At 68.4% G+C, this 12,674-nt stretch carries 7 protein-coding genes and 1 pseudogene; 4 read left to right on the top strand and 4 right to left on the bottom strand.

The genetic code is table 11. The features are described 5' to 3' along the window. The 3 genes and pseudogenes from LRH25_RS31740 to LRH25_RS31730 form a co-directional block, all read right to left on the bottom strand. Positions 1-75: pseudogene (locus tag LRH25_RS31740) on the bottom strand (response regulator); the annotation flags it as partial. A 544-nt stretch (positions 76-619) separates the two neighbouring features. Beyond that, a complete protein-coding gene (locus LRH25_RS31735; RefSeq protein WP_141290943.1) occupies positions 620-2,302 on the bottom strand; it encodes a cyclic peptide export ABC transporter in 1,683 nt (560 codons plus the stop codon). Between the two features lie 69 nt (positions 2,303-2,371). Next, positions 2,372-4,831, bottom strand: coding sequence for a penicillin acylase family protein (locus LRH25_RS31730; RefSeq protein WP_231013198.1), 2,460 nt, complete (start codon positions 4,829-4,831; stop codon positions 2,372-2,374). A 130-nt stretch (positions 4,832-4,961) separates the two neighbouring features. On the opposite strand from LRH25_RS31730, the gene LRH25_RS31725 reads away from it, so the two are divergent. From LRH25_RS31725 to LRH25_RS31710, 4 genes are all read left to right on the top strand, one after another. Further along, complete coding sequence (locus LRH25_RS31725; protein WP_231013196.1) at positions 4,962-5,906, top strand: alpha/beta hydrolase; 945 nt, start codon at positions 4,962-4,964, stop codon at positions 5,904-5,906. Positions 5,907-6,011: 105 nt separating this feature from the next. Then, positions 6,012-7,094, top strand: coding sequence for a GNAT family N-acetyltransferase (locus tag LRH25_RS31720; protein WP_231013195.1), 1,083 nt, complete (start codon positions 6,012-6,014; stop codon positions 7,092-7,094). Between the two features lie 11 nt (positions 7,095-7,105). After that, positions 7,106-8,410, top strand: a complete 1,305-nt coding sequence (locus tag LRH25_RS31715; protein ID WP_141287459.1) for a lysine N(6)-hydroxylase/L-ornithine N(5)-oxygenase family protein — start codon at positions 7,106-7,108, stop codon at positions 8,408-8,410. Positions 8,411-8,529: 119 nt separating this feature from the next. Next, on the top strand, positions 8,530-10,707 hold the full coding sequence (locus LRH25_RS31710) for a TonB-dependent siderophore receptor (protein WP_141287458.1): 2,178 nt from the start codon (positions 8,530-8,532) through the stop codon (positions 10,705-10,707). A 668-nt stretch (positions 10,708-11,375) separates the two neighbouring features. On the opposite strand, the gene LRH25_RS31705 is transcribed toward LRH25_RS31710, so the two are convergent. After that, positions 11,376-12,671 carry an epoxide hydrolase family protein gene (locus tag LRH25_RS31705; RefSeq protein WP_141287457.1) on the bottom strand — a complete coding sequence of 432 codons (1,296 nt, stop codon included), beginning with the start codon at positions 12,669-12,671 and terminating at the stop codon, positions 11,376-11,378. Positions 12,672-12,674 lie beyond the last annotated feature (3 nt).

Below are 12,674 nucleotides of genomic sequence, written 5' to 3'. Positions count from 1 at the left end.
GGCGCCGCGCAGCGCAATGCCGACAACTTGCCGCAGCGAGGCTGAGTCGTCGACGATCATGATGGTCTTGGCCATGGGTTGGGAGATTGCTCGGTTTGCCTAAAGGGGAGACGGCCGACCTGGGGTTTCGGCCACGAACACTATTTCCCGCCTGGCCTCAGGTGGAAATCGTGAAAAGCTTGCTGTTCAGAGGTCAATTGCATCGAACAGCCGTGCCGCAAGCTGAGGCAGAGAGACCTCATTTGCTGTGCTCCTTTCAAGCCCCGGAGAGGGGCCGCCTGGGTCGTATCGGCACGAGTGCGCTGCCCAGAAGCGGATTGGCCCGCAAATCGGCAACGACCAGGCAACTGTTCACGCTTTTTGCGTCAGTTGCGGGCGATCCTCGCCCGAAGAGCCGTCCGCCAGCCTGGGCAAGGTGGCCAATGCGCGGAGCAGCTTTGCAGGCTTCACGGGCCCGACTGCGGGCATGGCCGGTGTCCGGGATGGCAATCTGGCCGGCGCCGCACCGAGCGCAGCGTGAAGAGGCCAGGGCCCGCCCTTCCCCGGGCACGGGAAAGGGCCGCCGCGTGTATTGGCCGGCACCGCCGGCCTGGGGACATGCCCAATCAGCCGCGGACGTTCAAGCCCGCAGCGGCACCACGCGACTCTGGTCGACTTCCTCCACGCTGCCGTTGGCCATCTTCAGGACCCGGTCTGCGAGATGGAAGTAGCGGTCGTCGTGGGAGATGACGATCAGCAGGTGGCCGCGGGCGCGCAGTTCGGGCAGCAGCTCGGTGTAGAACAGGTGGCGGAAGCTGGGGTCCTGGTCGGCGGCCCATTCGTCGAACACCATCACCGGGCGCTGCTCCAGGTAGGCGTGCACCAGCGCCAGCCGCTTGCGCTGGCCGGTGGACAGGTCGGTGGTGCTGAACGAGCCGTCCACCACCGACACCTTGTGGGCGATCTCCAGCCGTTCCAGGTACGGCCGTGCGGCTTCCGGCAGGCTGGCGCGGCCGCCGGTTTGGCCGTCCACGGCGGCCAGGTCCTCGAACAGGTAGAAGTCCGAGAAGACGGTGGTGAACAGCTGGCGGTAGTCGTCGCGGCGCTCGTCGCTCACGGGCTCGCCGTCCAGCACCACGTCACCCTGCTGCGGCGCATAGAGGCCCAGCAGCAGCTTGATCAGCGTGGTCTTGCCGGAGCCGTTGTCGCCGACCACGAACACCAGCTCGCCGGGATGCAGCGTCAGGTCGATCGGGCCCAGCGTGAAGGGCTCGGCGCCTTCGGCGGGCTCGAACGCATAGCGCACGCCGCGCAGCGCCAGCGACTCGCGAAAGCGCACTTCGCTGGGCGGGCGCGCCAGGTGCAGATGCGGCTCGGGCGTGGCAAAGCGCAGCGACAGGTCGGCAATGCGCTCGAAGGCCACCTTGGCCCGGCCGACGTTGGGCAGCGTCAGCGTGATCTGGTCGATCGGCCCCTTGAGGAACAGCAGCACCAGCACGAAGCCGCTGAGCACTTCGGGCGCCATCGGGCGCATCGCCGCCCAGCCGAGGATCACCGCGATCAGCAGGAAAAACAGCGCCGAGCCGAAGGCCGTGCCGAGCACGTAGATGTTGATCGCACGGTTGTTGATGTCGCGGATGCGGTGCACCGTGCCTTCGATCTGCCCGTCGAACACCCGCGAGCGGCGCGCCCTGTGCATGCGCAGTTCCTTGGCGCCTTCGCTGATGCCGCGATAGGCCTTGTGCAGCGCTTCCTCGCCTTCGCGGGCATGCCAGAAGCCGGCCACGCCGCGCGACTGCACCAGCGTCTGCACCGCAGTGCCGATCACCAGCGCCACCACCACCAGGCCGAACAGCGCCGGCGACAACCAGGCCAGGTAGGCCAGGCAGCCCAGCGCCACGGCCAGCGCGATGGTGGTCGACGCCAGCGCGAAGGCCACGTCGCTGATCATGTCCACGTCCTGCGTCAGCACCGGCATCAGCCTGTGCGTGCGGTAGCGCTCCAGCGCGTCGATGGGCGCCGCGAGGATCTTCTGCGCCAGCCCGGTGCGCACCTGGGCCACCAGTTGCTGGCCGACCCAGTTGGTCGAGATGTCCGACAGCGCGCGGCCGATCAGCGCGGCCACGCACAGCGACACAAAGGTCAGCAGCAGCCCGCCGGCCAGGCCACCCGGCCGGTTCAGCACCTGGTTGATGGTGCCGAGCAAGGCGACGGTGGCGGCACCGGCTGCTATGCCGGTCACCGCGGACAGCACGATCCAGGGCAGGAACGGGCGCAGCAGACGCCCCATCTCGCTGGCCGGACGGCGGGGTTCATCGTTCATGGCGCGCGCAGTCATGGGTCCTCGAGGTGGCTGTCATCCCTGATCCAGACGATCTGGCGGGCCGGATGTTTAGGGGCTCAACACGATGCTGGTCAGTGCCGGGTCGCGCGAAATCTCGGCCTCGGTGAACGGGAAGGCCAGCCAGTCGCGCCGCACATAGCGTTGCACCGGCGCGGCGCCCGCCAGCCCTGCCCCGCCGCTGACCGCCTGCTCGTCCTGCCCATGCGCCAGCAGCGTGTGGGCCTGCAGGCCGCGCGGGCCGAAGCTCACCACCTGCAGGTAGCTGTTGGCCGAGGTGTTGGGGCCCAGCGGGTCGCTGCCGTCGTCGTTGCAGGCGGTGGCGAAGTAACCCACGCCGTCGCAGCCGCCATAGACCGGCAGCGGCCCTGCGCCGGTCTGCACCAGGCGCTGGCTGGTGGTGGTGGCAGACAGCGCAGTACCTTGCGCCGCCATGGCCTGCACAGCCGTGGCCAGGGCCTGCGCCGCACCCTCCGCACGCGGGCCGCGCGGCGTGTCCAGCGGCGCCGCGGCAGAAAAAGGCATCTCAAAACGCGCCTCGGCCGGCACCGCCTGCAGCCACTGCGCCCAGAACAGCTCCCACAGCAGGCCGCCGTGGCCCTGCCCGTCCGCCCGGCCGGACCAGCTCGCCAGCACCGCGCAGGCGGCCGTCACGTCCACCTGCGCCGCCGGGCTGGCCTCGGTCGCCGGCAGGTTCACCTTGGGCTGTGCGCAGGCGTGGTGCAGCAGCCCGGCCTTGAAGCGCAGCGCCGATTCGGCCTGCGCGCCCAGCGCCACCTCGCGCAGCTCGGCTGCCAGTGCACGGGCCGAACCCGGCCGCATCGCCGCCAGGCGCCGGGCCATCGCGTGGCCCTGGCGCGCCCGCAGCGAAAGCGCCTGCTGCTCGCCACCCAGCACGCGCGCAAAGCCCCGCAAGGGCTGCGCCGGGTTGGCCAGCCAATAGCTGTCGTTCATGTTGGCCACCTGGTCGCTGCGCAGCAGGCTGGGCAAGGACCTTGCCGGCAAGGTGCCGGGCTGCACGGCCGCCGCATCGGCTTGCCAGTCGCAATCCGCGCGGCTGCCGTCCAGGAAGGGTGTGAACGCGTCCAGCTGCGCGAAGCCCTGGGCCAGTGGCGTGGTGCAGCGCTCGCGCAGCGCATCGGGCACATTCGGCACGGGACCGAAGTCCGCGAACCAGGCGCGGCCGCTGCGGTCCACGGCGGTGGTGTTCACCCACGGCAGTGCCAGCTCGCGACGCTGGATGGCGATGAACTCGTCCAGCGAGCCGGCCTGGTTCCAGGCCCAGAAGGTGCGAAAGACACGGAAGTTCTCGGCATTCGCGTCGCGGATGGCCAGCGCATGCGTGGCCGACCAGCCGAAGGCCGGGTTTTGTGCACCCAGGTCGACAATGGGCCCCTGCGCGCTGCGGTAGAGCCGCCGGCTGAGCGTGCGCGCCTGGCCACCTTCCCCTTTCAGCGTGACCGCCACCTCGCGGGACTGCAGCGGCTGCGCGGCACCGTCCACCAGGCAATCCGTGGGCCGGCCTTCGGCCAGCGCAAGGTCGAACAGGCCGAAGCGCCGCGCGGTGGACACCGTGTTGCTCCAGGCCACATGCGCATTGAAGCCGATCATCACCAGCGGCACACCCAGGAAGGCCACGCCCGCCACGTTGACCTGGCCGGGAATGGTCAGCTGCATCTGGTAGAAACGATCCGGCCCGCCCCAGTACCAGTGCGGGTTGCCCAGCAGCACGCTGCCGCCCTCGCCCGTGGCCTGGCGACCAAACGCCATCATGTTGCTGCCCAGGCCGTCCTGGTCGCCCACGCGGTGCGCGAGCCGGGTCGACAGCGAGGCCGCGCCCACCTGCGCGGCTGGCGATGCACCACCCGGCTGCGCGTTGACGATCTCCGGGATGAAGCGTGCATAACCCGCCGCCACCTGGGCCGCGTAGAAGCGGCGGTAGAGGTCGTCCGGGCCGATCTCGTGCACCCAGGCCTCGTGCAGGCACAGCCGCTGGCTGCCGCTGGCATGGCCTGCGCGAGCCTCCTGCAACTGGCGGTTGTAGCCCGCTGCAAAGCCTTCGACGGCATCATTCAGTCCGGGCGGCTGGGCAGCCCGGTAGCGGGCCACCATCGCGTCGTCCGCAAAGGCCTTGAAGAAGAAGTCCAGTTCCAGGTTGAGGGGCCGACCGAAGCTGGATTCGCGCGCCGGCCGGTTCTCCGGCCCGAAATGGAACGAGCGACGGCCCTCGTAGGTCGTGAAAGCCTCTGCCAGCGTGCACAGCGCGTCCTGCCCTTGCGCGTAGCCAATGCCGTAGCCCAGCCCCCGCCAGTCGGCCGCCTTGATGTGCGGAATGCCATCCGTCGTGCGGCGGATTTCCACCGGCAGCGGCGCAGCTAGCGCATGCAGCGACCTGGTCGCAATCCAGAGCAGCACCGCGCCGGCGATCGCGGCACGCAACACCGCTGACAGTCGACCCGCGCGCTGGCGCTGTGCATCCGCATCCCTCTCGGGAGTTGCTTCATTCCTCATGCTTGGCTTCGTTCTCCGTGGCGATGGTGTGCTGACGAACTGGGGCCGCTGGCGTTTAGCGCTAAACAAAACGCTGCCTGCCCCGTCCTTCAGAAGACCACCCACCGCTTGCGCTGCCCTGCGCCCGGCCATGCCGCCCCTGCACCCTGACCTCGAAGCCTTTCTCGAACTGGCTGCCGCGCCCTCGCGCACACCCATGAGCGCCATGCGCCCGGCCCAGGCGCGCGAGGCCTATGTACAAAGCAGCCTGCTGCTGGACCTGCCCGGCGCGGCGCTGCCGGTTGAGCCGCTGACCCTGCCCTGCCGCGACGGCACCCGCCTGCCCGCCCGCCTCTACCTGGGCGCCCACGGGCGGACCGGTCCCAGCCCGGTGCTGCTGTTCTTCCACGGCGGCGGCTACGTGCTGGGCAACTGCGATTCGCATGACGCGCTGTGCCGCGACCTGGCGCACGCGGCGCAGTGCGCCGTGCTGAGCGTGGACTACCGGCTCGCGCCCGAACACCGCTTCCCCAGCGCCTTCGAAGACGCCGAAGACGCCCACCGCTGGCTGCTCGCGCACGGCGCGGCCTGGCCGCTGGACACCCAGCGCCTGGCGATTGGCGGTGACAGCGTGGGCGGCACGCTGGCCACCGCGCTGTGCCTGGCCGCGCGCGAGGCCGGCCGGCCGCAGCCATGCCTGCAGCTGCTGCTCTACCCGTGCACCGCCGCCTGGCAAGACAGCCCTTCGCACCAGCGCTACGCCACCGGCCACCTGCTGGAACAGGCCACGCTGCAATGGATGTTCCAGCAATGCCTGCGCAGCGAGGCCGACCGGCAGGACTGGCGCTTCGCCCCGCTGCAGGCCGCCAGCCTGGCCGGGCTGGCGCCAGCCGGCATTGCGCTGGCCGAGCACGACCCACTGGTGGACGAAGGCCTGGCCTATGCCGAGCGCCTGCGCGCGGCCGGCGTGCCGGTGGCGCTGAAGGTCTACGAAGGCATGGTGCACGACTTCGCGCGCCTGGGCCAGATCGTGCCGGACGCCGCACTGCAGCTGCGCCAGGACCTGGCCGCCCAGCTGCGCGCCGCCTTCGCCTGAAGCGCGCTGCGCCGACTAAACATCTGCCGCCCCGCTTCGTCATGGGTGCTGGGTGCACGTGCTTTTCAACCAGAACCTGCACCGGCCCAGACCGAGGACCACCCCTTGCCGCATTCCGACCTGCCGCCCTTCTCCGACTTCCTGGCCCGCCCCGGCGGCCAGCCGCTGCGCGTGGCGCTGGACCTGCCACACCTGGTGGTGCAGGCAGCCGAACGCAACGGTGACGGCCATGGCGACGGCGACGGCGCCCGCAGCCAGTGGCGGCTGACGGAGACTGCCGGCGGCCTGCAGCTCAGCGCGGCCCGCCCGGAAGCCGCCGTGCCGGCCAGCCACCTGTGGGCCGCGCTGGAAGCCGCGTTCAGCGCCCATCCGCAGCATGCCGCGATCACGCTGGCCCTGCCGGCCGCGCTGCTCGCGCCTTTGGCCCAGGCCGGCCTGCTGCGGGCGGACCAGCGGGCCGACGAGCCCGTCCTCTGGCGCGAGGCCCTGTGGCAGCACCCTGCGCTGTGGCTGGCCCAGCCGCAGCCTGCGCCGCATCCGCTGCAGTACACGCTCAGCCAGGGCCGCCGCCACCCGCGCCGGCCCGCCAAGCCCAGCGGCACGGTCTACCAGCGCCACATTCCCTGGCTGGGCCAGAGCCTGTCCTTCCGCACCGTGGACCTGGTGCAAGACCTGCCGGTGTTCAGCCGCTGGATGAACGACCCGGTGGTGGCCGAGTTCTGGCAGGAAGAAGGCGACCTGGCCAGGCACCGCGCCTACCTCGAAGGCCTGGCGGTCGACCCGCGCGTGCTCAGCCTGATCGGCTGCTTCGACGGCCAGCCCTTCGGCTACTTCGAAGCCTACTGGGCCAAGGAAGACCGCATCGCCCCGTTCTGCGACGCGCAGGACTTCGACCGCGGCTGGCACGCGCTGGTCGGCGAGGCCCGCTTTCGCGGCGCGCCCTGGCTCACCGCGTGGATGCCCGGCATGTCGCACTACCTCTTGCTGGACGATTGCCGCACCCAGCGCATCGTCATCGAGCCGCGCGCCGACAACGCCAGGATGATCCGCAGCCTTTCGCGCTGCGGCTATGCGCTGATGAAGGAATTCGACTTCCCGCACAAGCGCGCAATGTTGGGCCAGCTGCTGCGCGAGCGCTTCTTCGGCGAAGCCCTGTGGATTCCCGCGCGTCCCGGCGCGTCCCTTTGAAGGTTGCCTCCATGCACATCCACGACCTGATCGGCATCGGCTTCGGCCCGTCCAACATCGCACTGGCCATTGCGCTCGAAGAGCGCCGCGCCGCTGGCAGCCGCGCGCCGGACACGCTGTTCATCGAGAAGCAGCCCGGCTTCGTCTGGCACCAGAACATGCTGCTGGACCAGGCCCACATGCAGATCTCCTTCCTGAAGGACCTGGCCACGCTGCGCAACCCCGCCAGCCGCTTCACCTTCCTGAACTACCTGCATGACAAGGATCGCCTGCAGGACTTCATCAACCTCAAGACCTTCTTCCCCAGCCGCCACGAGTTCAACGACTACCTGGGCTGGGCGGCGGCCCAGTTCGAGGACCGCTGCGCCTATGCCGAGGAAGTGCTGGAAGTGCTGCCCGAGGGCCGCGCCGGCCAGGTCGAGCTGCTGTGCGTGCGCACGCGGGACGCCCGTGGCCAGACCCGCGAGCGCCTCACGCGCCACCTCGCCATCGGCATGGGCGGCGCGCCGCATGTACCGGCCGGCTTCCAGCCGCTGAAGGAAGACCGCCGCGTCTTCCATTCCAGCCAGTACCTGGGCGCCATCGCCCGCGTGCCGGAGGCCAGGCGCATTGCGGTGATCGGCGCGGGCCAGAGCGCGGCCGAGATCTTCATGGACCTGCAAGGCCGCAGCCCGGTGCACGAGATCGACCTGGTGATGCGCGCCCGCGCCATCCGCCCGTCGGACGACAGCCCGTTTGCCAACGAGATCTTCAATGCCAGCTTCACCGACTTCGTCTTCAGCCGCCCGGACGCCGAGCGCGCCGAGCTGCTCGAAGAGTTCTGGCACACCAACTACGCCGCACCCGACCTCGCGCTGGTGCAGCAGATCTTCGACGTCTTCTACCGCCAGCGCGTCAGCGGCCAGGACCGCCACCGTTTCCTGCGCCGCCACGAAGTGGCCGAAGTGCAGGCCAGCCGCGAAGGCGTGACGCTGACGCTGCGCGACCTCAACCACGACCTGCTGCAGCACAAGACCTACGACGCCGTGGTGCTGGCCACCGGCTACGAACGCGACGGCCACCGCCGCCTGCTCAAGCCGCTGCGCGAACACCTGGGCCGCTTCGAGGTGGACCGTAACTACCGGCTGCGCACCACGCCGGACTTCAAGCCCGCCATCTTCCTGCAAGGCGCCTGCGAGTCCAGCCACGGCCTGAGCGACACGCTGCTCTCGGTGCTCGCCATTCGCTCCGACGAGATCGGCCAGGCCTTGCTGCAAGCGCTGGCCGGCGAGCGCAGCGCACCGCCCTCGCGGCTGCATGAGGCGCCCACCCACTGAAGCACGCCCTGGTTGCGCCAGCACATCACGACCCCGGCCCGCCGGGGCGTTTTCGTTTTTCCCTCTCGCTTTTTCCCTTCGTTTTTCCTTCCTTCTTTTCACCGATTCAGGAGTACTTGATGCCTTCGCTGCACCGTCCCCGCCTGCTCTGCGCCGCCCTTGGCGCAGCCTTCGGCACCCTGCTGGCCACCAGCGGCACCTCCGCCTTCGCCCAGGGCAGCCCCGCACCGGTGCCGGCAGACAGCAGCACCGAAACCAGCACCACGCTGCCCGTCGTGCGCGTGACCGGCAAGGCGCCGGTGAAGGACGGCACCGCGCTGCAGCGCGAAGGCGATGCCAAGGACGGCTACAAGACCAAGACCGTGTCTTCGGTCGGTGCGCTGGGCAGCGTCTCGCTGCAGGACACGCCGTTTGCCATCAGCGTGCTGCCGCTGCAGCTGCTCGAGAACCTGCAGGCCCAGTCGCCTGACGACCTGTTCAAGCTCACCCCTTCCAGCCGCAGCGCCACGCCCCAAGGCACCGGCTGGACGCCGGTCGTCAACATCCGCGGCTTCGACGGCAGCAACACCGCCGAAGACGGCCTGCGCCGCATCTACAACCACGCGGCCGTGCTGGAAGACAAGGAGCGCGTGGAAGTGCTGAGCGGCCTCTCGGGCTTCCTGTTCGGCGCGGCCACGCCGGGCGGCATGGTGAACTACGTCTACAAGCGCCCCACCACCGAGCGGCTGAACAGCGTGACCGTGGGCAACTACGGCGGCAGCCAGTGGTTCGTGCACGGCGACTTCGGCGGCATGATCGACAGCGAAGGCCAGTTCGGCTACCGCCTCAACCTCGTCAAGCAGGACGGCGAGACCTCGGTCGACCAGCAGAAGATCAACCGCAGCCTGGTCAGCGGCGCGCTGGACTGGCACATCACCGACCAGCTGCTGCTGGAGCTCAACGGCGTCTACAACAAGTACCACACCGACGGCCCGTCGGCCTACTGGTTCTACGACGCGCCGCACGGCAAGGCACCGGACGCCGACAAGCTCTGGGGCCAGCCCTGGGTGCAGGACGAGTTCGAGAACACCAAGCTGATGGGCAAGCTGAGCTACAAGCTCAACGACCAGCTCACGCTGCGCGGCGCCTACATGCGCGACAACATCGACCGCCCCATCCAGGACCACGCGCAGAACTACGTGGGCGATGTGGCGGCAGGCTACGAGCAGATCGGCATCCGCTCCGGCCGCACCAAGGACCGCTTCGACGCCGCGCAGGCCATGGCCGACCTGAACCTCGACACCGGCAGCGTGCAGCACAAGCTCACCCTGGGCTACGCCATGTACCAGGACAAGTTCTACGCCACCACCTTCAACCCCAACACCGGCTGGATGGGCCCGTTCCCGCTGGACCAGCCGCACCACATCGCCGAGCCCACCTTCCCCGAAGACACCACCAAGCCCATCTACGCGGCCAAGGTGCGCAACAGCAACTGGCTGATCGGCGATCAGGTCCGCTTCACCGAGCAGTGGTCGGCCCTGCTGGGCATCAGCCACAGCAGCATCGTCACCAGCGACTATGACGAAGAACTCGGCAAGGTCGTGAAGGACTACGACAAGTCACGCAACTCGCCCTCCGTCTCGCTGATCTTCAAGCCCATGCCGTGGCTGACCACCTACGCCACCTACATCGAGGGACTTGAGCAAGGGGGTGTTGCCCCCGCGGAGGCGACAGGCAACAAAGATGAGGTCATGCCGCCCATGATCAGCAAGCAGAAGGAATTGGGCGTGAAAGCCGATGTGGGCGGCATGTTGCTCACCGCCGCGTTGTTCGACATCGAGAAGGCCAATGAATACACGAATTCGGACGGCTTCTACGTGCAGGACGGGCGGCAACGCCACCGCGGCATCGAACTCGGCGCCACCGGCAAAGCCACCAGCGACCTCACCCTCTTCAGCGGCTTCACCTGGCTCGCGCCCAAGGTCAGGGGCGGCGATTACGACGGCCTGCAGCCCATCAACGTCGCCAAGGTCCTGGCCAAGGTCTACGCCGAATACCAGCTGCGCTTCATCCCCGGCCTGAGCCTGAACGGCGGCGTCTTCTACACCGGCAAGCAATGGGCCAACGAGACCAACACCGACCGCCTGCCCGCCTACACCACCCTCGACCTCGGCCTGCGCTACACCACCACCGCCGCCAACCACCCCGTGACCCTGAACCTCTACGCCAGCAACGTCACGAACAAGAGCTACTGGCAGAACTCGTACTACGTCGGCTCACCACGCAACGTGGCGTTCTCGGCGAATGTGAAGTTCTGATCTTGGCTGCCGGAGCCAACGGGGGCCGGTAGCCATGACGGCCAGCGAGTGACGGCTTCAGGGCTGGCTGCAGTTTTCTCGATGCGAGCGGTGTCCGTCGTTTCGTCTCCTTCGCCGAATGCCGGGCCAATGCTGCACGCACCCTGCCGCGCACGTCGGCCGCCGGCGCCGCGCTCGTGGGCTTTCGTGACGCCTCGGCGAACCCGCCGTGGATCGAGTTCGCAACCAGCCCGTCGACGAGGTTCGTCTTCGAGCCGAGGGAGATGCCTCGCACGTTCCAGGGTGGACGCTTCGTCGCACGCAAGCACCCGCCTGGATACCTCGAGCTTCTGGAGGCCGTTGGCGAGTTGGGCTTCGCGCTCGGTGATCTGTCTTGTTCACTCTCCCGCGTGGAGTCGCGGGTCGCGCGGCAAGGCAAGGGCAACAGCCCACGGCTGGCGTTCGGCTACCGCGTCGGGACCCTGATGTGTCGGAGCAACGCTGGAGTTCTCGTAGATCCACATTGACTGGTCCCTGGACGAGTCGAAGAGACCGTAGCCAACGGTCTGGGGACGGATGACTTGGATCAGCGCATGGCCTGACAGTTGAGTTCCGAACTCGATGACCAATCTCGGCCTTTCCTCCGCATGAATGAACATCGGCGCGTGCCGCCCCCGCGACCGCCCGCATCATGCGCGAACCGTCTGGAATGCCTTGCGGAGCTCTTCGGTGAAGATCGCCGGCTGCTCGAAGGCTGCAAAGTGACCGCCGCGGTCCACCTTGTTCCAGTAGATGAGGTGGGGCCAGTGCGCCTCCGCCCACGATTTCGGCGTCGTGAAGATCTCCTTGGGAAACATGGTGGCCGCCATCGGCAGGTCGATGACACCGGCGTTGAAGCTGGCGGAGCCCTTGCGCGTGTTCTCCCAGTAGAAGCGTGCGGACGAGGCCGCCGTGTCGGTGAACCAGTAGACAGAGATGTCATCGAGCATCTCGTCCATCGTGAGCACCTTGTCGACGCTGCCAGGGTTGTCCGTCCACGCCTGGAACTTCTCGTAAATCCAGAGGGCCAGGCCGCCCGGAGAGTCTACCAGCGGATAGCCGATGGTCTGCGGGCGGGTCGCCTGCTCCCTGAAGTAGCCGGCCCAGTCGCCCGTGAACTGCGCGGCACGATCCATGGCGTATCGCTCTTCCGCTGTCGGGTCCACCGGCAGCTTGTCCGGGAAGACGAAGGCCCAGTTCACATGCGCGGCCACCAGCCCGTCAGGCTTGACGTGGCCGAGCGCGTGGGTCACACCGGATCCCCAGTCTCCCCCTTGGGCAACCCAGCGGTCATAGCCCAGGCGCTTCATCAGGACACCCCAGGCCTTGGCCGTGCGGACGACGTCCCAGCCCGTTTCGGTGGGCTTGCCCGACCATCCGAACCCCGGCAGGGAGGGAATGACGACGTCGAACGCCTCTTCGGCGCGGCCGCCGTACGCAGTCGGGTCCGTCAGCGGGCCAATCACCTTGAGGAATTCGACCACCGAGCCCGGCCAGCCGTGGCTCATGATGACGGGCAGCGCGCCTGGGTGCTTGGACTTCACATGGATGAAGTGGATGTCGAGGTCGTCGATGCGCGTCCTGAACTGCGGGTAGCCGTTGATCTGGCGCTCGAACCTTCGCCAGTCGTACTCGTCGTGCCAGTACTTGACCACCCGCTTCGCGGTGTCCAGCGGCACGCCTTGTGACCAATCGGAAACCGTTTCACGCTCGGGCCAACGCATCATCGCCAGGCGGCGCTTCAGGTCGTCAATGTCGGTTTGTGGCACGGCGACCCGAAACGGCATGATCGCTTCTGGCACGCCGGCTGCCTGGCCGGCGAACGCGGTCGCCTGGGACAGCAGGCTCGTCGTGAACGCAGCAGCCGAGGCACCGCGCACGATGCCGAGAACCGCATCGCGGCGAGGGATATTTTCGGCGGACAGCCGCTTCAAGACATCGGACATGAC

The sequence above is a fragment of the Ideonella azotifigens genome (assembly GCF_021043325.1).
Classification (GTDB): Bacteria; Pseudomonadota; Gammaproteobacteria; order Burkholderiales; family Burkholderiaceae_C; genus Ideonella; species Ideonella azotifigens.
Note: the sequence above shows the minus strand (reverse complement) of the source record. Positions and strands in the feature narration are given on the sequence as shown.

Coding starts and splice junctions, on each gene's coding strand:
- LRH25_RS31730 (WP_231013198.1), bottom strand. CDS start 4,831: ATGAGGAATGAAGCAACTCCCGAGAGGGATGCGGATGCACAGCGCCAG.
- LRH25_RS31710 (WP_141287458.1), top strand. CDS start 8,530: ATGCCTTCGCTGCACCGTCCCCGCCTGCTCTGCGCCGCCCTTGGCGCA.
- LRH25_RS31705 (WP_141287457.1), bottom strand. CDS start 12,671: ATGTCCGATGTCTTGAAGCGGCTGTCCGCCGAAAATATCCCTCGCCGC.
- LRH25_RS31725 (WP_231013196.1), top strand. CDS start 4,962: ATGCCGCCCCTGCACCCTGACCTCGAAGCCTTTCTCGAACTGGCTGCC.
- LRH25_RS31715 (WP_141287459.1), top strand. CDS start 7,106: ATGCACATCCACGACCTGATCGGCATCGGCTTCGGCCCGTCCAACATC.
- LRH25_RS31735 (WP_141290943.1), bottom strand. CDS start 2,302: ATGAACGATGAACCCCGCCGTCCGGCCAGCGAGATGGGGCGTCTGCTG.